The following is a 17,060-nucleotide window of genomic DNA, read 5'->3' on the forward strand; positions in this document are numbered from 1 at the left end:
AGAGGACGCATGAAGCTGTACACGCGAACGGGAGATCAAGGAAAAACGAGTTTAGTCGGCGGGCGCGTCGATAAAGATCATTTGCGCGTCGAGGCGTACGGAACGATTGATGAGGCGAATTCGTTCATCGGCTGGGCGCTTGCCTTATTGGTGGATGATGCGCGTTTTCACGATCTTTGCGGTGAGCTGCAAAAAATCCAGCACGAGCTGTTTGACTGCGGCGGGGATTTGGCCATCGTCAACGGCAAGCTGCCGTATAAAGCGACCGAGGAGATGGTCGCGTTTTTAGAACAGCGCATTGACGCGTACGTGCAAGAGGCGCCGCCGCTGCAGAAGTTCATTTTGCCGGGCGGTTCAAAGGCGGCGGCTGCGCTTCATATGGCGCGCACGGTGACAAGGCGGGCGGAACGGTGCATCGTTTCCTTGCAAAAAGCGGAACCGATCAATGATGTTGTGCTCAAATATATGAACCGCTTGTCGGATTATTTGTTCGCCGCCGCCCGGGTCGTGAATGCACGCTTAGGAGTGGGCGACGTCGAGTATGAGCGGAGCGCCATTGTGTTCCGCGACAAGGAGGAAGGGCAATGAACCGCCGCTTTGCCTGGCTGGCTGTTTGCCTGGCCCTTTCTGTCATCGGATCGTTCATCAAGCTGCCGACGTTTGTCGGCAGCATCGCTTTAGACAGCGCGCCGGCGCTTGTTGCCGCCGCTGTTCTCGGCCCGCGCGCCGGAGCAACAGTCGCCGGGCTTGGCCACTTCGTTTCCGCCTACGTCGGCGGCTGGCCGCTCGGCCCGTTCCATTGGATTGTCGCTTGTGAAATGGCGGGGCTTAGCGCCTTGTTTGCCGCACTGTATGGGCGGGGCTGGCGCTTCAGCGGAGCCGCTGCCTTTTTTGTCGGCAATGTGTTCTTGGCGCCGCTGCCGCTTGTCATTTCGTTCGGCTGGCCGTTCGTTGTGGCAATCATTCCGCCGCTGTCGGCGGCTGCGGCCGTCAATGTGTTGATCGCCATGACGGTGATGCCGTCTGTCGTCCGCTTGGCGGCGAAAGCGGGGGTGAGGGCGCCGCATGCGTGATGTGCTCTTTCTCCCGTTTGACGATGGCGTTGAACTAGCGATCGCCGCCGACGGTTCAGCGGCGGTCGGGGAAAAACCGGGCGACGCTGTTTTTGCTCCGGCCGAGACAACGGCCTATTTTGCCGCCCGCGTCGCCTTGATGGAGTTAGCGGGGGTTGGGGCGGAAGCGAAGGCGGTTGTGCTGCAAAACTTTATCGCCGATGAATATTGGGAAGTGCTTTGCCGCGGCATCAAGCGGGCGGGCGACGAGCTGGGGCTTAATCTTCCGATTACGGGCAGCAGTGAATCGAATTTTGCCACCGTGCAGTCAGCGCTTGGGGTGACGGCGATCGGAACGGTGGCGAGCGGACAAAAGAGAATCGGCATCACGCCGGAGGCGGCCCAGTTTGCCGTGGTCGGCCGCCCGCTCGTCGGCCCAGCCGTGTTGGCGCACCCGGAATGGATTGCGCCGCTTTCACTCGTTGCCGAGCTTCTGGCCTCCCCGTATGTTTACGAGTTGATTCCTATCGGCTCAAAAGGTATTTATTATGAATGGACGCAGCTGTTGGCCGCCAACGGTCGCCGGTGGCGCGCCTGCGCATGCCCGCTGCCGCTTTTTGCTTCCGGCGGTCCGGCGACCTCTTTGCTTATCAGTTATGATCCAGCCGGGGAGCAAGTATTAAGAAGGATGGCTGGCCGTCTCTTTTTTCCGCTGTTTGCCGAGCCGTAACCGCCTGTTGTTTTTGGCTAAAAAAACAGTTTCCTTTTCGCTTTTTACCCGTTATCATGAAGATAATGGGATTTTTTTGGCTGCGGTCCGCGGAAAGAATAGGGGGAGAGGGACGATGGACCCCGTCTTTGAACAGTTGTATGAAAAGTATCACGACGATTTGTTTAATTTTTTGTTTTACATGGTGCGGAATCGAGAGCATGCCGAAGATTTAGTCCAAGAAGTATACGTGAAAGTGCTGCGTTCGTATAAGCGGTTTAAAGGGCAATGCAGCGAAAAAACGTGGCTGCTGTCCATTGCGCGCCATGTGGCGATCGATTTTTTCCGCCGGCAAAAGCATCGGCGCAAATGGGCCGGTCCGCCGGAATGGAGCGAGGAGTCGATCGGCGCCGATGAACCGATGCCGGAGGAGGTCGCCATTCAAAAGGAGGAAATTCAGCTCATGTATCGCTGTTTGGCGCGCTGTACGGTCGATCAGCAGCTTGTGCTCGTCCTTCGGTTCATCCAGTCGCTGTCGATCGCGGAAACGGCGGCGGCGCTCGGCTGGACGGAGAGCAAAGTGAAAACGACGCAACACCGTGCGTTAAAGGCGCTGAAGCAATATATGGAGGAAGAGGCAAAACGGGAGGGGTGGCAACATGAAAAAGCTCAACTGGAATGAGCGGTGCATCCAGCACGGCCTTGAACAGCTGCCCGTCGTCAAAGACCGCCGCGCGAAAGAGGATGTTTACGAGCGGCTAGAGCGCGCGCGGCGGGCGGCGCGTTGGAAGCGGCGCTGGCTTCCGGCGGTCGCGTCGGCAGTGGTGCTTGCTGCAGCTGCGGTTGCCGGCCCCCGCCTAATCACTCCGGAACGGGCGGACAAACAGGAAGCCACTTTATCTGCCGCAAAGATGCCGCGGGAAAAGGACGCTTCATTCCGCTCCGAAGCAAGCCCAGAAGTGATGATGGCGGCTGATGTGGCGCCGCCCGTGGCGAATGAAGCAGCCGCCGCAGCGGTCATCGCCTTGCCTGACCCGAAAATCGGCATGGTGGTGCCGGTGACCGTCCCGCTTTTCGGCCGTTTTGCCCCGAAAGAACAGGTGGCGGCCGCGCTCGATGAGCTTGACCGCTCTCCGCTGTGGGGCTCAGCCCAATGGCTTGACGGCGTAACGATGGCGCCGGAAGCGGGCGACGGGCGCGTCTGGACGGTGCACGTTCCGGCCCGTCATCGCATATTTGCCGCCAACCGTGAGGAGCAGCGGCTGTTTTTAGTGGCGGTGGTGGAAACCGTGCGGCAAATGGGCGGGCGGTATATCCGCTTTTTCACCGGAGCGGAAGAAGGCCTTGAGCTGTCGGCGTCCGGGCAGCTGAAAACGACAAAAGTAAATCGGCAAAAACGAATTTATTATATGAACCGCCTCTCTTCGTTCGGCCATGCGGTGCTGGTTTCGGCCCCGAGCGACGCCCGCTCGTTTCCCGAGGCGGTGGAGCGGATGAAAAAGCCGGGCGGCCGCGGATTTGAGCCGGCCATTCCGCCGGAAGTGGAGATCGACCGAGTCGACGTCAACGGGCGCCATGCCGCCGTCTCGCTTCGCTTTTCCGCCTTGGTGGACATAGCGGATGAGACGCGCATGGCAGAAGCGATTTTGTTGACGGCAAAAGAGTTCGGCTTGCGAGAGGTGACGTTGGCGGCCAATGGCCGCTCGGCCATCGGCCCGTATCCGCTTGGGGAGCGGATCAAGGTGCCGGCCGGTCCGAACGCGGAACTGTTGACAGCAGGCAGGCGATAGCGGCCGGTGCCGCCTCCTGGCTACTTTCCGACGATGTCATTTTGTTACAGTTTTGTTAATGTCGTCGCAGTGTTGTTCTATCGATGATCGTTTTGACATAAGACATATATGGCACGAAGAAGGGAAGGAGGGATGAGAATGGATGATGTCATGAGACGGATTTTAGCGGTCGCCGGTGTGGCGGTATGCGTCGGGCTGTTGTTTCTTGTCGGCGCTAACGGATGATTGGATGAATATTCGCAAAACGGTTGTCCTCTTTCGCGGTGATGCGTTATAATGAGAAAAACATCAGGAGAGGAGAACGGCAGATGTTGACCGACTACCATAACCATCTCGAGCGGGGGACGCTGACGCTTGGTTATTTGCGCCAATTTACGGATGAGGCGGCGAAAAAAGGGATTGAGCATTTTGGCATTTCTGAACACGCCTATCATTTTTACCAAACGAAGAACATTTTGTCCAACCCGTGGGTGGAAGCGCGCCGCTGCTACGATATGGACGATTACGTCCGGCTGTTCCACGAAGCGTGGGATGCCGGCATCGATGTGAAAATGTCGATCGAAATGGACTATACGCCAGGCAAGCATGAGGAGATGGCGGCGTTCATCCGCGCGTACGATTTTGACTATGTCATCGGCTCCATTCATTGGGTTGACGATTTCGGCATCGACTTAGTCGAATATCGCCGCGAGTGGGAGCGACGTGATTTGTACGATACATACCGCAAATATTTTGATCAAGTCGTGACGCTTGCCGAATCGGACTTATTTGACATTATCGGCCACCTCGATTTGGTGAAAATTTTTAAATATGTTCCAGAAGATGAAGAGTTTTTGCTTGAACAATACGACCGGGCGACAACGGCGCTCGCCAATTCGAAAACGTGCGTCGAAATCAGCACGGCCGGACTGCGCAAGCCGGTCGGCGAGCTGTACCCGGACCCGCGCCTGCTGAAAATGTGCTATGAAAAGGGCATTCCGATCGTCTTTTCCTCCGACGCGCACGTGCCGGAACATGTCGGCGCCGACTTTGACAAGGCGATCGAACTCGCCCGCAGCGTCGGCTACACCGAGCTGATGACGTTCTCGAAAGGAGAACGGAAAGCGGTGCCGCTCGGTTGAACGGAATGAGATAACGAACGAAAACCATGCAGGTTTCCGATCGGCGAAGCCTGCATAGTTTTTAGGGCCAAGCGGACTAAACCGCGGCCTGCCTATGCAAGGGAGGCACCCATTTTTCACCGGTTAATGCTGCGAACGAACAAAAAACGCAGGCTTCCGATTTTGAAGCCTGCGTTTTTTATGACTACGCCTCAAGCCGTTTGACGGTCTCAATATCATCAATTTGCGCCAGTGCGTTTAACACCGCATCATCCACCGGTTTGTCAAGCGAGAGGATCATCATCGCTTTCCCCCCCGCCTCCTGCCGCCCGACTTGCATCGTGGCGATGTTGACATCGTGCGCCCCCAACACGTTCCCGACTTTGCCGATCATTCCCGGCCGGTCTTGGTGCTGAATGTACAACAGATGTCCTTCCGGGGCGAAGTCGATGGCGACGCCGTTGAAGTGGACGATGCGGTCGCCGTAGTTCGGCACGTGCGTTCCTTTGATCGTGAACGTTTTGTTCTCGCCATGGACAGTGAGGGAAATGCAGTTTGCATATCCGTGCGTTTCATCGGAAAATTTTTCCCCGTACGTAATGCCGCGTTCTTTAGCGACCATGGCGGCGTTCACCTCGTTGACCGTAGAGGCGACGCGCGGCCGCAGGAAGCCGGCGAGCAAGCTGCGCGTAATGTACGTCGTTTCCAAATCAGCGACCGTGCCGGCATAGGTGACGGACAGCTCTTGCACCGGGATGTTCATAAACTGCGACGCGATCAAGCCAAGCTTCCGGCCTAAATGATAGAATGATTGAATTTTTTCATAGACGTCTTTTGACAAGGCCGGCAAGTTGATCGACGACGTGACCGGCTGCCCTTCGAAAAAGTGGAGCAACTCTTCAGCGACTTGAGTGGCGACGTTCAATTGCGCCTCAACCGTCGATGCCCCTAAGTGCGGCGTCGTGATGACATTGTCAAACGCCAAAAGTGGGTGATCGCCCGGCGGTTCTTGTTCAAAGACGTCAAGGGCAACGCCAGCGACATGGCCGCTTTCTAAAAATGGGATGAGCGCCTGTTCGTCGATGATGCCGCCGCGGGCACAGTTGACTAAATAGACCCCTTTTTTCGTTTTCGCCAAGTTTTCCGTGCCAAGGAGCCCCCGCGTTTCTTTTGTCAGCGGCGTATGGACGGTGATGATGTCGGCGGAAGCCAGCACTTCATCGAGCGAATGGATGGAGACGCCGAGTTTTTCGGCCCGCTCTTTCGTTAAAAACGGGTCATACACGTGCACGGTCATGCCAAACGCGCGCGCCCGTTTGGCGACTTCCGATCCGATGCGGCCGAAGCCGATCACGCCGAGTTTTTTGCCGAACAGCTCGTTGCCGACAAACGCTGAGCGGTTCCATTCCCGCGATTTGACGGAAATGTGCGCCTGCGGAATGCGGCGGACAAGCGCTGCCATCATCGCGAATGTATGTTCAGCAGCGGAAATCGTATTGCCGTTTGGCGCATTAATAACGACGATCCCGCGTTTTGTCGCCGCGTCGACATCAATGTTGTCAACGCCGACACCGGCGCGGCCGACAATTTTCAACTTCGTCATTTTCTCCAATAATTCTTCTGTCACTTTCGTCGCGCTGCGTACGAGCAAGGCGTCAAACGTGTGTAATTCGTCTTCAACTTCGCCAACCTTTTTTTGCACGATGTCAATGTTTGCTGATGTGCGCAGCGGCGTCAAGCCTTCTTCACTAATGGCGTCGGAAACGAGTACGCGAAACACAGTCGGTGCCCCTTTCTTTTTCGAAGATGTTAAATTTCTGATAATTTAACATACTAAAACGGTTTCTGTCAATGGGATCTGAAGAAGTTATACAAATGAAAACGTTTTTTTATAAAGGAATGTTCGGATTTAGAAAAAGAAAAACGCCCATATCAAAAGATATGAGCGAGATAGTTCGGAAATAAACGGGGATTCGCCGTCTCCGTCCTGTTTGGCGTCTAGTGCGGATTACTCACTTTTTTTCTCATTGTAGCGGGCGATGCACTCGTCGATCAGCTTCGCGGCGGCTTCCGGCCCTTCCCATGTGCCGATTTCCGTCCGTTTGCCTTGCAAATCTTTATAGCGTTCAAAGAAGTGGGCGATTTCTTTCAGTTTATGCTGCGGCAAGTCTTCGATTGAGCGAACTTCATCAAAACGAGGATCTTCAACCGGTACGCCGATGAGTTTCGCATCCTCTTCGCCGCTGTCGATCATGTTTAAAAAGCCGATGACGCGCGTATCAATGACGCAGCCCGGGAACGTTGGGTTCGTCGTAATGACTAAAATGTCGAGCGGGTCGCCATCAAGCGCCAGTGTGTTTTGCAAGTAGCCGTATTCCGCCGGGTAAAACATCGGCGAGTACAAGACGCGGTCGAGCTTGAAAATGCCCCGCTCTTTGTCGAACTCGTATTTGTTTTGGCTGCCGGTCGGAATTTCGATAAACGCTTCGACAATTTTATTTTCGAATGCCATAACCCGTTCCTCCTTTTTTGCTCGTTATGTATGCACGAAAACTTGTCCGCCGGTCGGCGGCGGACAAGACAATCTTATTTTAGCATGTTCGCCCAAGATGCGCTACTTATGGAATGGCATTTTTCGCGCCGTTGCTAAAAAACCCTCTTGCCAATCGGCAAGAGGGGGGATTTCAGTCGAATTTATTCGGATCGCCGTCAAACGGCTCATCAGCGACTTTGATCGACTCAGTCGGACAGCCTTCAAACGCGTCCATCATATCGTCAATTAAAATATCCGGCACTTCGACGATTCCTTGGTTGTCATCAAGGGTGACGTAGGCGATGCCGTCTTCGTCGTAGTCGTAAATGTCCGGAGCTGCTGCGCCGCATGCGCCGCAGGCAATACATGTTTCTTTATCGACGATCGTATACTTTGGCATAAAGATCTAACCTCCCCAAGTTTATTGGAAACGGACGGGCCATCTCCGTGTTGCCTGCTCGGAAATGAACTTTCACTTTTATAATAAGACCGTTCGTCCCGCATTTCAATAAAAAAATTGCTCCCCTGTATTTTTACACATATGCATGTCGTTTATTTTCGTTACCTAAAAGACCGATGATTTCAGAGGAGAGACTGCTCTCACACAGTTTTTTTCAAATTGAGAAATCTTGCGGCGACGCAACTTTATTCCTTTCCATTTCTCGCAAATCGAGCAAATCCGCTGTTTTTCACCATCCCTCTAGGTAGGGGAACGATGATTTCGCAGCCGATATGGGGCAAAGGAGGTGTTTTTTCAAATAAGAGCCCTCACTACGTTTAAGAACTGATGGAGAAAGAAACCGGCCAGTGTTCGCCAGCCGTTTCGATGCCAAATTGCCTATTTTTCATGCCGACCAACTGGGCGATTTTTGTTACAATAGAGGCGAGGGAGGAACAAGTGATGCGGCATGGTTATGCCTCGTTTTTGCTTGCCCACTGCTTGCGCCGCTTCAACGGCGAACGGACGCTGGCAGCGGTATACCATTTATTTTCTGGGAAAAAGTCGGCGCAAACGTTGCAAGACAGCAAATGGTTTCGGCTCGAGCCGTTTTTTGGCACGTGGAAAGATGTGACGGTGGCCGAGCTTGACACGGCTGCACAGGTGCTCGCCGAACAGCGGTTGGCCGCGCCCGGGGACAACCGAACGTACAGGTTGACAGAGGCCGGGGAGCGCTGGCTTGACGGACAGGAAATGCTGCTTCCCCGCCATTTGAACGGCTGGCGTTATCATGAGATCGATCAGCTGTTTTGGCAGCGCCTCTCTCTCGTTGGCCAAACGTTATCCAACCTCGTTTACGGGCAGCGCTTTGCACCGATTTGCCGCGATGAGCGAACGCTCCTATGGGTGAAGCAATATGTGCTCGCCAACGGCTCACGACAAGCGCTCGCTGCCGCGTTTTATAACGAGTTCATCCGGCTGCTTCGGGCTGTCTCCGAGGAGGAAGCGACGGTGTTTACATTGCGGCTCACAAGCGCTGCGCGCATCGGCTGGACGGCGGAGCAAATCGCCGCCTATTTGCAAACGGATGCGCTTTATGTGCAGTTTCAATTTCGCAACGTTCTTCATTATATGATGGCGGAGGCCGAAGCCGGACGCGCTCCGCTGATGGCGGAGATGATGGCTGGGCTCGTGCCGGTGCAGCTGACGCAATCGGCGCAAAAAACGTACGAATGGCTGAAGAAAGGAAAAACGATCGAAGAAATCGCCGCCCTTCGCCGTCTAAAGCGGAGCACGATTGAGGATCATATTGTCGAAATCGCCGCCAACGTGCCCGGCTTTTCGATCGCTCCGTTTGTGGCGGACGAGAAGGCGGCTTCGATTCAAGCGGCGGCGCGGGCGCTCGGAACGCGCAAGTTAAAGCATATTCGCGACACGCTCGGCGGCGCGGCGAGTTATTTTGAAATTCGCCTCGTGTTAGCAAAGGAAGTGGGACGTTGGATGAATTAATAAAAATCTTGCATGCGCGGTTTGGACATGCCTCATTCCGCCCAGGGCAGCGGGAAGTGGTCGAAGACGTGCTCGCCGGACGCGACGTGTTGGCGATGTTGCCGACCGGAAGCGGCAAGTCGCTTTGCTACCAGCTGCCGGTGTATTTGCTCCCCGGAAGCGTGCTTATCGTTTCGCCGCTTGTCTCGCTCATGGAAGATCAAGTCGAACAGCTGCGCCGACGCGGGGAAAAGCGGGTGATTGCTTTCCATAGCTTGCTCGATGCGGAAGAAAAATGGCAGGCGCTCGCCTCGCTGCCCGATTTTCGTTTCATTTACGCTTCGCCGGAAATGCTGCAATCGGCTAAATTTTTGGCGGCGCTCGGGCGCGCGCGCATTTCCTTATTTGTTGTTGATGAAGCGCATTGCATTTCCCAATGGGGGTATGATTTCCGCCCCGACTTTTTAAAACTCGGGGCGGTCCGGCGCGCGCTCGGTTCTCCGCCGTGCCTGGCGCTGACGGCGACGGCGCCGCCGGAGGTGCGCGATGATATCGTCCGCACGCTCGGGATGGAGCGCGCCCGCCTTCATATTTATTCTGTTGATCGCCCGAACATCGCCTTAAAGGTCGAGCATTGCTTATCGGCTGAAGAAAAAGCAGCGCGCTTAGTTGAATATGCGGGGCGGCTTGAAGGGCCGGGAATCGTTTACTTTTCAAGCCGTCAATGGGCGGAAGAAATGGCCCGCCGCCTTGAGGGAAGCGGGGCGGGGCGGGTGGCGTACTACCATGCCGGCATGGATGGGGAGCAGCGGCTGCTCGTGCAGCAGCAATTTTTATACGGCCAGCTCGATATCGTTTGCTGTACGAGCGCGTTTGGCATGGGCGTGAACAAAGAAAACGTCCGGTTCGTGCTCCATTTTCATATGCCGGCTCAGCTCGAGGCGTATGTGCAGGAAATCGGGCGCGCCGGACGCGACGGGGCGCCGAGTCTAGCCGTGCTGTTTTACGCTGATGGCGACCGGGCCATCGCCCAGGCGGTGGCCGAAGCCGAGCTTCCCGATCCGCACGAGCTGCGCGAATGGTGCCGGCGGCTGCCAGAAGACGCCGCTGCCGATCAATGGAAGGCTGCCATCGAAGCGAGCGGATTTACGGACATACAAAAACGGCTTGTGGCGTACTGTTTAGAATGGGGACAAACAGCGGCGTCCGAACGGATCACGGCTGAGGCGAAGGAGCAACTGTATGAAAGAATGGCCGCGGCCATGGAGGCGCGGCGGCGCTGGAAGCGAAAAAAGCTGCAGGAAATGGATGACTGGGTGCACACCTCTTCCTGCCGGCGTGCGGCGATCGTCCGCGCGTTCGGGGAGGAGCTGACGGACAAGCCGGATGTGTGCTGCGATGGTTGCGGGCTGCGGCTTGATGCCTATATGCGCGCCGCCCGCCATCCGGCTGCGGCGCCGATCGGCCACTGGCGCGAAGAGCTATGGCGGATGTTTTTCAGCGGGGGGCGGCAAGATGAGGCGGCAAAGTGAACAAATTCAACATATGACGGACCGCGAAGTGCTTTTTCATCTTTATTTGACGCAAGGGCTGCTGCTTGCCGTTGCCGGCGTCGCCTCGCTATTTTTGTTCGATTGGGCCGAGTGGCGTCGGCTTTGGCGGCTCGATCTGTCCGATGTGCTGTTATACGGGGTGGGCGCGGCGGCGCTCGTGTTGGCGGCTGATTTTTTGGCGATGCGCTATTTGCCGGAAGACTGGCATGATGACGGCGGGGTGAATGAAAAAATTTTCCGCGGTCGCTCCATTTTGCATCTCTTTTTTTTATGCGGGCTGATTGCCGTCACCGAAGAATGGCTGTTTCGCGGCATCGTGCAGACACATTGGGGGCTTTGGGCCGCGAGTGCGATTTTCGCCGTGCTGCACGTCCGGTATTTGGAAAAGTGGTTTTTATTCCTCATGGTCATCGTGCTTAGTTTGTTTCTAGGCGTGCTGTACGAACGGACTGGCAGCTTATGGGTGACGGTCACCGCCCATTTTTTGATCGATTTTGTGCTTGCTTTACATATTCGTCTAGGCGGAGAGACAGAGGAGGAAGGGAAGTGAAGCGATGGAAGGAGCATCGGGACGCCTGGCGCGGAAACAACGGTTGGCGTCGGGCGCCAATGCGCCGTCGTCACGCCTAAAAAGACGACGGCAAAAAGAAGAGCAAAAGCGAAAATACATCCCGGCCCGCCTGCTGGCGTTTTTGTTTTTGGCGCTGCCGGCGGCGGTACTGGCTATCCACCACGTCCGGTCGGAGTCGGGAACGGTTACAGTCGTCCGCCATGAGGAAAACAGCAGCCGCGAGACTGTGCGTATCATTCAGGTCGACGACGTCAAGGCAGCTAGTGAAACAGCGAAACGGGAGCGGCCGGCGGACCGAAAGGCGGTTGATGAAACGGACGACAAGATCATCACCCACGTTGTCGCGGCGAACGAAACGCTATACAGCATCGCCATGAAATATTACGGCACGTCAAGCGCTATGGAGCTTATCAAAAAGGAAAACGGCTTGGCAACGAGCCGGCTTGAGCCGGGGCAAACGCTGCGCATCCCGCTTCATGAAGAACGTTGAGTCCGTCTGGCCTCGCCGCCAAAAAACTGGCGGCCGGTGTTTTTCCCTTTGTTCTAACGCCGCTTAACGCGGCATATGATGGACAATAGAAAAGGACAAGGGGGAGAGCACGATGGCCTATTTTCCGAGCGAATTTTCCCTCGATGAAGTGACAAAAGAAATGTTGCTTGCGGTTATTGAAAAAAAGAAAAAATGGGAGCGGCTCGAAAAGCGGACGACCGTTTTGCAAGCCGCCTCATTTGTCGGCTTGGCGGCTTTCCTTCTTTATGTGATTGCCAACGCGGCGGTCGTGGCGACGTGGAGCGGGCGGTTTGCCTGGTTTTTTGCCGCGCCTGTCCACATTCTTATCCTGCTTCTTTTGTGCACCGTTTATTGGGCCGCTGTCTATTACAAAGGAAAAAGTGAAAAGGCGGAAGATGATTTTCACGCCCTCCGTTGCGAAATTATTCAAAAAAGCATCGATTTATGGAAAGACGAAGAGCAGTGGAACGGGCGTCACCGGCTGTTTGAGTGGCTGAAGCGGGAATACGACATTAACCTATATTATGAGCATAGCTGAATGGGTTTTCCATTCCGTAGCGTTCGCGTAAGCGGCCTGTCTATGCTTCCAGATGGACGCCTCAGGCGGCTTGTTGCAGCCGTGCGCGGGGAAACTTTTGTGCTTCCTTCCGTTTTGAAGGAAAGATCGAATCCGCAGTCATGGTTATCCCCCGCTTTTCTTCTGCTTTGCAAAGCGGGGGATGTGTTTAGATGAAAATTAAAAGACTTTTTTATGGTTGCGCTCTTCTTTTAAAATCTCGACCGCTTCGCGGAACCGCTGCGCGTGAACGATTTCCCGCTCGCGCAAAAAGCGGAGCCCGTCGTTTAAGTCCGGATCGTCGCTCATGTTGATGATCCATTGATACGTGGCGCGCGCCTTCTCTTCAGCGGCGATGTCTTCGTACAAGTCAGTGATCGGATCGCCTTTCGCCTGAATGTACGTCGCCGTAAACGGATTGCCGGCGGCGTTATGGTAAAAGAGGGCGCGCTCATGGTCGACGTAATGCGGCTCAAGCCCGACTTCTTTCAGCTGTTCCGGCGTCGCGTCTTTCGTTAGTTTGTATACCATGGTGGCGATCATTTCGAGATGGGCGAGCTCTTCTGTGCCGATGTCGTTTAGCAATCCGATCACTTTCGATGGCAGCGTATAGCGTTGGTTTAAGTAACGGAGCGCCGCGGCGAGCTCCCCGTCCGCTCCCCCGTACTGTTCGATCAAATATTTTGCCAGCCTCGGGTTGCACGTGCTGACGCGGACCGGGTATTGCAATTTTTTTTCATAAATCCACATGATCCGTTCCTCCTTGCGCTCGTGATGGATCAGCTACACTTGCCAAGGCCATGGCGTGTCGTCCCAGTTCCACGGATAGTTGGAATAGCTATGGCCAAACTGCTCGAGCGGGCCGTAGGCGGCTTCAAACTGCTTTTTCAGCTGCTTCCGCTTTTGGGCGAGTTGGTTAAATTGTTGAATCGCCTGGTAATCGGTTGGATGAGTGTCTAAATAAAGCGTGAGCTCAACGAGGGCAAAGTCGACAGCCTGCAGCTCTTCGAGCTGCTCATAATACTCCTTTGGCATTTGTTTCATGAGCCATCACCTTTTGTTTTCGTTTCGTAAGGGCTGTAATAGGGGTCGTAAAACACTTGCCAAAGCGTTCCTTTCATTAATGCTTCGCGAAGCGGAAATTGCGGCAAGTTTGGCGGTTGGAATCCGACGTACAAGTTCGGCGCGGTGACGTACGTTTTGACACGGATCGGCGGGCACGGGTCAAACGGACTAATATACGGTTCGTACTGTTTTCGTGTCGTAAACATCAAACCCCCCCTTTTTTGGCAAAGTTCAGTCTATATGTATGATAGAGCGGTATCGTTCATGCCTGTTTGCCACGACGAATGATAGGAATAAAATTAAGGAGGAAAACATGGGCCGCCTATCGATGACAGCCATGGCCGCTGTTTTGTGCACTTACTTGTTTTTTCGCTGGCTGCCGCCGCTTGAACCGTTTTCCTTTGCGCAGTTTTTGACGGGGCTGCTGTTTTCCCCGCTTCGGACATGGCTTGCGTTCGCTTGTTTTTTGCTTGGCGCTGCTGCCAATGGGGCGCTTATCCGTACGGCGATCATCGGGAGCGGGCGTCTGCTGTCCGGACGGCGGTTCCGTGTTGGTGAATGGTTGATGAGCATGGCGGCGCTCAGCCATTTTTATTGGGCGTTTCAGTTTCATTGGCAAACAGCGGCGCTTTTTTTCGTTTTTTCCTTCTGTTATGGTATGATGACGATGAGAGAACGCCGGCTGAAAGAAGGCGGCCGGCTTTAGCAGGAGGAAGTATGGTCATCGGGGGAATGATCACGAGCGTTCTGTTTTTGCTTGGCTATATGTGGAAAGAAGCGCACAGCAATCGGGTTCGTCACGTGACGTTGTCGTTTCCTCATTTTCCCATTCACTGGCCGCCGCTTACCATTTTTTTTATTTCTGATATTCATCGGCGGATCGTTTCGTCACGCATGCTTGAGAACGTGAAAGGAAAGGCTGATCTCGTCGTGATTGGCGGAGATTTGGCCGAAAGAGGGGTACCCGAAGCGCGCGTCCGCGAAAATGTACGCCGGTTGCAAGCGGTCGCTCCCGTTTATTTCGTCTGGGGAAACAATGATGACGAAGTCGATTACGATCTTCAATCATTGCTCGAGGAAGAGCGCGTCCATGTGCTCAAAAACAAAGCGAAAGTATGGGAGCACGGCGGTGTGCCGGTCGCGCTCATCGGCGTCGGCGATGTAAGCCGGAAGGAGGCGGATATCGATCGAGCGCTCGAATGTGCTCCACCCCAATCATTTCGGATTTTAGCTTGTCATAATCCGGCGATCATCGGCCGCCTGAGAGATGAACAGCGCATTTCGCTCGTGTTGAGCGGCCATACACATGGCGGGCAAATCCGGTTGTTTTCGCTTGGATTGTATGAGAAAGGAGGGCTCAAATGGCACGGAAACACTGCGTTGTTTACGAGTAATGGCTACGGGACGACCGGGGTGCCGCTTCGCCTCGGAGCGCCGGCAGAGACTCATCTCATCACGATTGTGCCCGGAAAAACGACAACCGAGAAAAAATGCTTGTCTAAAACCGGAGAAACGATGTAAACTCATTAATAATAACAAATGAACCAATTGCGAGTTGCAACATACAATAACGGTAAGAGATGGCTCTGTAGGTAAGGAGGGGTGCCGATGCGTCTTGAGCGCTTGACCCACAACAAAATTAAAATCTTCCTGACATTCGATGATTTGCTTGATCGCGGATTGACAAAAGACGATTTATGGAAAGACACGTTTAAAGTCCATCAGTTGTTCCGCGATATGATTGAGGAAGCAAGCGAAGAGCTCGGCTTCGAAGTGAACGGATCGATCGCGGTCGAAGTGTACTCTTTACCGGCACAGGGCATGGTCGTTATCGTCACGAACGAAGGCGACTACGACGACATCGAAGAAGAATTTGCCGATGATTACATTGAAATGCAAGTAACGCTCGATGAGAGTGATGACATATTTTACGAATTCCAAACGTTCGAAGATGTCATTCAGCTCGCCCATCGTTTGTGTGCGGTCGGATGCCTTGATGGCACACTCTATTCGTACCAAGGCCGCTTTTACTTGCATGTTGCCGAAGAACCACCGATTCCGCTCGACAACTTCGTCGCCTTGCTGGCCGAGTTCGGCAACCCGGCTACGATAACGATACACCGTGTGCAAGAATATGGAAAACGATTAATGGAACGCCGCGCCATTGAGCAACTCGTTCATTATTTCCGGGCCGACTAAGCATAACTAGACTCCTTTATATGGACAAGGAGTCTATTTTTTCGGGTGAAACGCCGCCTGGAGCGTTCGGCCCGTTTCACCATTTTTCCTTTGCAGACGCCAAGAGAAGGTGTATACTATGACATGGAAGGCGACAAACTATTATAGCGAGCTTATAGGAGGTTTACGTATGGCAGCCGATAAGCATACGGAAGACAAGGAACAACAATACGACGTGCTGGCGTCGACGCAAATTGTTATACATAGAGCATTGGAAAAGCTCGGCTACCCGGAAGAAGTGTACGAGCTCTTGAAAGAGCCGATCCGCGTGCTGACCGTCCGCATTCCGGTGCGCATGGACGACGGATCGGTGAAAATTTTTACCGGCTATCGGGCGCAGCATAACGATGCAGTCGGCCCGACGAAGGGCGGCGTGCGCTTTCATCCTGATGTCACCGAGCGTGAGGTGAAAGCGCTGTCGATCTGGATGAGCTTAAAATGCGGCATCGTCGATTTGCCGTATGGCGGCGGCAAAGGCGGCATCGTCTGCGACCCGCGCACGATGTCGTTCCGCGAGCTTGAGCGGTTAAGCCGCGGGTATGTACGCGCCATCAGCCAAATCGTCGGACCGTCCAAAGACATCCCGGCGCCTGACGTGTTTACGAACTCGCAAATTATGGCATGGATGATGGATGAGTACAGCCGCATCCGCGAATTCGATTCGCCGGGCTTTATTACCGGAAAGCCGCTTGTGCTCGGCGGTTCGCACGGCCGGGAAACAGCGACGGCCAAAGGGGTGACGATTTGCATCCGCGAGGCGGCGAAAAAACGCGGTTTGTCGCTTGAAGGAGCGCGCGTCGTCGTTCAAGGATTCGGCAACGCCGGCAGCTATTTGGCGAAGTTTATGCATGACGCCGGGGCGAAAGTCGTCGGCATTTCCGACGTATACGGCGCGCTGTACGACCCGAACGGGCTCGATATCGATTATTTGCTCGAGCGGCGCGACAGCTTCGGTACGGTGACGAAGCTGTTTAAAAACACGATTTCGAATAAAGAGCTGCTTGAGCTCGATTGCGACATTTTAGTGCCGGCGGCCATCGAAAACCAGATTACGGCCGAAAACGCCCCGCGCATTAAGGCGGGCATCGTTGTCGAGGCGGCGAACGGCCCGACGACGCTCGAGGCGACAGAAATTTTGACACAACGCGGCATTTTGCTTGTCCCGGATGTGCTCGCCAGCGCCGGCGGCGTGACGGTGTCGTATTTCGAATGGGTGCAAAACAACCAAGGCTATTATTGGACGGAAGAAGAAGTTGAACAGCGGCTTGAGAAAGTGATGGTCAAGGCGTTTAACAATGTCTATGACATGGCGCAAACGCGCCGCGTTGACATGCGCCTTGCCGCCTACATGGTCGGCGTCCGTAAAATGGCGGAAGCGTGCCGATTCCGCGGCTGGGTGTGAACGCGGCGAGCGCTGACGTTTGCAAGCTTTCGCGAAATCCCCTATCATAAGAT

The 17,060-nt window shown here is 54.6% G+C and carries 21 protein-coding genes; 15 read left to right on the forward strand and 6 right to left on the reverse strand.

Annotated elements, in window-relative coordinates:
* The first annotated feature begins 9 nt into the window (after positions 1–9).
* From B9L21_RS04595 to B9L21_RS04620, 6 genes are all read left to right on the forward strand, one after another.
* Entirely contained in the window at positions 10–588 is a 579-nt protein-coding gene (locus B9L21_RS04595) for a cob(I)yrinic acid a,c-diamide adenosyltransferase (protein ID WP_063165426.1), read from the forward strand.
* A complete protein-coding gene (locus B9L21_RS04600; protein WP_063165427.1) occupies positions 585–1,073 on the forward strand; it encodes an ECF transporter S component in 489 nt (162 codons plus the stop codon). Before B9L21_RS04595 ends, B9L21_RS04600 begins: the two co-directional genes overlap by 4 nt.
* Entirely contained in the window at positions 1,066–1,782 is a 717-nt protein-coding gene (locus tag B9L21_RS04605) for a hypothetical protein (RefSeq protein WP_063165428.1), read from the forward strand. The genes B9L21_RS04600 and B9L21_RS04605 overlap by 8 nt, the downstream gene beginning before the upstream one ends.
* Before the next feature lie 115 nt (positions 1,783–1,897).
* Positions 1,898–2,443, forward strand: coding sequence for an RNA polymerase sigma factor SigX (gene sigX, locus B9L21_RS04610; protein ID WP_063165429.1), 546 nt, complete (start codon positions 1,898–1,900; stop codon positions 2,441–2,443).
* Positions 2,421–3,551 (forward strand): GerMN domain-containing protein, encoded by a 1,131-nt coding sequence (locus tag B9L21_RS04615; protein WP_063165430.1) that lies wholly within the window; start codon positions 2,421–2,423, stop codon positions 3,549–3,551. The genes sigX and B9L21_RS04615 overlap by 23 nt, the downstream gene beginning before the upstream one ends.
* Before the next feature lie 308 nt (positions 3,552–3,859).
* Complete coding sequence (locus B9L21_RS04620) at positions 3,860–4,672, forward strand: histidinol-phosphatase (protein WP_063165431.1); 813 nt, start codon at positions 3,860–3,862, stop codon at positions 4,670–4,672.
* Positions 4,673–4,856: 184 nt separating this feature from the next.
* Here B9L21_RS04620 and serA read toward each other — a convergent pair whose 3' ends face one another.
* The 3 genes from serA to B9L21_RS04635 all read right to left on the reverse strand — a co-directional run bounded on the left by serA (position 4,857) and on the right by B9L21_RS04635 (position 7,584).
* Positions 4,857–6,431 carry a phosphoglycerate dehydrogenase gene (serA, locus tag B9L21_RS04625; protein WP_063165432.1) on the reverse strand — a complete coding sequence of 525 codons (1,575 nt, stop codon included), beginning with the start codon at positions 6,429–6,431 and terminating at the stop codon, positions 4,857–4,859.
* Positions 6,432–6,659: 228 nt separating this feature from the next.
* Positions 6,660–7,163 (reverse strand): inorganic diphosphatase, encoded by a 504-nt coding sequence (locus B9L21_RS04630; RefSeq protein WP_063165433.1) that lies wholly within the window; start codon positions 7,161–7,163, stop codon positions 6,660–6,662.
* Positions 7,164–7,335: 172 nt separating this feature from the next.
* Entirely contained in the window at positions 7,336–7,584 is a 249-nt protein-coding gene (locus B9L21_RS04635; RefSeq protein ID WP_008879661.1) for a ferredoxin, read from the reverse strand.
* Between the two features lie 501 nt (positions 7,585–8,085).
* Between B9L21_RS04635 and B9L21_RS04640 the strand changes: the two genes are divergently transcribed.
* From B9L21_RS04640 to B9L21_RS04660, 5 genes are all read left to right on the forward strand, one after another.
* A complete protein-coding gene (locus B9L21_RS04640; RefSeq protein ID WP_063165434.1) occupies positions 8,086–9,132 on the forward strand; it encodes a helix-turn-helix domain-containing protein in 1,047 nt (348 codons plus the stop codon).
* On the forward strand, positions 9,120–10,643 hold the full coding sequence (locus B9L21_RS04645; protein ID WP_063165435.1) for a RecQ family ATP-dependent DNA helicase: 1,524 nt from the start codon (positions 9,120–9,122) through the stop codon (positions 10,641–10,643). The genes B9L21_RS04640 and B9L21_RS04645 overlap by 13 nt, the downstream gene beginning before the upstream one ends.
* Complete coding sequence (locus tag B9L21_RS04650) at positions 10,627–11,214, forward strand: CPBP family intramembrane glutamic endopeptidase (RefSeq protein WP_063165436.1); 588 nt, start codon at positions 10,627–10,629, stop codon at positions 11,212–11,214. The genes B9L21_RS04645 and B9L21_RS04650 overlap by 17 nt, the downstream gene beginning before the upstream one ends.
* Positions 11,215–11,218: 4 nt before the next feature.
* Complete coding sequence (locus B9L21_RS04655) at positions 11,219–11,725, forward strand: LysM peptidoglycan-binding domain-containing protein (protein ID WP_063165437.1); 507 nt, start codon at positions 11,219–11,221, stop codon at positions 11,723–11,725.
* Between the two features lie 112 nt (positions 11,726–11,837).
* A complete protein-coding gene (locus B9L21_RS04660) occupies positions 11,838–12,284 on the forward strand; it encodes a YpbF family protein (protein ID WP_063165438.1) in 447 nt (148 codons plus the stop codon).
* 198 nt (positions 12,285–12,482) lie between these two features.
* On the opposite strand, the gene B9L21_RS04665 is transcribed toward B9L21_RS04660, so the two are convergent.
* Genes B9L21_RS04665 through B9L21_RS04675 form a run of 3 tightly spaced genes read right to left on the reverse strand, consistent with a single transcriptional unit; the run spans position 12,483 to position 13,573 of the window.
* Positions 12,483–13,052, reverse strand: coding sequence for a manganese catalase family protein (locus B9L21_RS04665; protein ID WP_063165439.1), 570 nt, complete (start codon positions 13,050–13,052; stop codon positions 12,483–12,485).
* A 33-nt stretch (positions 13,053–13,085) separates the two neighbouring features.
* On the reverse strand, positions 13,086–13,346 hold the full coding sequence (locus tag B9L21_RS04670; protein WP_012820739.1) for a spore coat protein CotJB: 261 nt from the start codon (positions 13,344–13,346) through the stop codon (positions 13,086–13,088).
* Positions 13,343–13,573 carry a spore coat associated protein CotJA gene (locus B9L21_RS04675; protein ID WP_012820740.1) on the reverse strand — a complete coding sequence of 77 codons (231 nt, stop codon included), beginning with the start codon at positions 13,571–13,573 and terminating at the stop codon, positions 13,343–13,345. Before B9L21_RS04675 ends, B9L21_RS04670 begins: the two co-directional genes overlap by 4 nt.
* 107 nt (positions 13,574–13,680) lie before the next feature.
* Here B9L21_RS04675 and B9L21_RS04680 point away from each other — a divergent pair, with 107 nt between their 5' ends.
* From B9L21_RS04680 to B9L21_RS04695, 4 genes are all read left to right on the forward strand, one after another.
* Entirely contained in the window at positions 13,681–14,073 is a 393-nt protein-coding gene (locus B9L21_RS04680) for a hypothetical protein (protein WP_063165440.1), read from the forward strand.
* 11 nt (positions 14,074–14,084) lie between these two features.
* Positions 14,085–14,888 (forward strand): metallophosphoesterase, encoded by an 804-nt coding sequence (locus B9L21_RS04685; RefSeq protein ID WP_063165441.1) that lies wholly within the window; start codon positions 14,085–14,087, stop codon positions 14,886–14,888.
* Between the two features lie 87 nt (positions 14,889–14,975).
* Positions 14,976–15,566 carry a genetic competence negative regulator gene (locus tag B9L21_RS04690; RefSeq protein WP_063165442.1) on the forward strand — a complete coding sequence of 197 codons (591 nt, stop codon included), beginning with the start codon at positions 14,976–14,978 and terminating at the stop codon, positions 15,564–15,566.
* A gap of 169 nt (positions 15,567–15,735) precedes the next feature.
* On the forward strand, positions 15,736–17,007 hold the full coding sequence (locus tag B9L21_RS04695; protein ID WP_063165443.1) for a Glu/Leu/Phe/Val family dehydrogenase: 1,272 nt from the start codon (positions 15,736–15,738) through the stop codon (positions 17,005–17,007).
* Positions 17,008–17,060 lie beyond the last annotated feature (53 nt).

Origin of the sequence: Geobacillus uzenensis, from assembly GCF_002217665.1 — a bacterium.
Lineage (GTDB): Bacteria > Bacillota > Bacilli > Bacillales > Anoxybacillaceae > Geobacillus > Geobacillus subterraneus.

Coding starts and splice junctions, on each gene's coding strand:
- B9L21_RS04600 (WP_063165427.1), top strand. CDS start 585: ATGAACCGCCGCTTTGCCTGGCTGGCTGTTTGCCTGGCCCTTTCTGTC.
- sigX (WP_063165429.1), top strand. CDS start 1,898: ATGGACCCCGTCTTTGAACAGTTGTATGAAAAGTATCACGACGATTTG.
- B9L21_RS04595 (WP_063165426.1), top strand. CDS start 10: ATGAAGCTGTACACGCGAACGGGAGATCAAGGAAAAACGAGTTTAGTC.
- B9L21_RS04655 (WP_063165437.1), top strand. CDS start 11,219: ATGGAAGGAGCATCGGGACGCCTGGCGCGGAAACAACGGTTGGCGTCG.
- B9L21_RS04670 (WP_012820739.1), bottom strand. CDS start 13,346: ATGAAACAAATGCCAAAGGAGTATTATGAGCAGCTCGAAGAGCTGCAG.
- B9L21_RS04690 (WP_063165442.1), top strand. CDS start 14,976: ATGCGTCTTGAGCGCTTGACCCACAACAAAATTAAAATCTTCCTGACA.
- B9L21_RS04635 (WP_008879661.1), bottom strand. CDS start 7,584: ATGCCAAAGTATACGATCGTCGATAAAGAAACATGTATTGCCTGCGGC.
- B9L21_RS04685 (WP_063165441.1), top strand. CDS start 14,085: ATGGTCATCGGGGGAATGATCACGAGCGTTCTGTTTTTGCTTGGCTAT.
- B9L21_RS04615 (WP_063165430.1), top strand. CDS start 2,421: ATGAAAAAGCTCAACTGGAATGAGCGGTGCATCCAGCACGGCCTTGAA.
- B9L21_RS04620 (WP_063165431.1), top strand. CDS start 3,860: ATGTTGACCGACTACCATAACCATCTCGAGCGGGGGACGCTGACGCTT.
- B9L21_RS04630 (WP_063165433.1), bottom strand. CDS start 7,163: ATGGCATTCGAAAATAAAATTGTCGAAGCGTTTATCGAAATTCCGACC.
- B9L21_RS04660 (WP_063165438.1), top strand. CDS start 11,838: ATGGCCTATTTTCCGAGCGAATTTTCCCTCGATGAAGTGACAAAAGAA.
- B9L21_RS04665 (WP_063165439.1), bottom strand. CDS start 13,052: ATGTGGATTTATGAAAAAAAATTGCAATACCCGGTCCGCGTCAGCACG.
- B9L21_RS04605 (WP_063165428.1), top strand. CDS start 1,066: ATGCGTGATGTGCTCTTTCTCCCGTTTGACGATGGCGTTGAACTAGCG.
- B9L21_RS04650 (WP_063165436.1), top strand. CDS start 10,627: ATGAGGCGGCAAAGTGAACAAATTCAACATATGACGGACCGCGAAGTG.
- B9L21_RS04675 (WP_012820740.1), bottom strand. CDS start 13,573: ATGTTTACGACACGAAAACAGTACGAACCGTATATTAGTCCGTTTGAC.
- B9L21_RS04640 (WP_063165434.1), top strand. CDS start 8,086: ATGCGGCATGGTTATGCCTCGTTTTTGCTTGCCCACTGCTTGCGCCGC.
- B9L21_RS04695 (WP_063165443.1), top strand. CDS start 15,736: ATGGCAGCCGATAAGCATACGGAAGACAAGGAACAACAATACGACGTG.
- B9L21_RS04680 (WP_063165440.1), top strand. CDS start 13,681: ATGGGCCGCCTATCGATGACAGCCATGGCCGCTGTTTTGTGCACTTAC.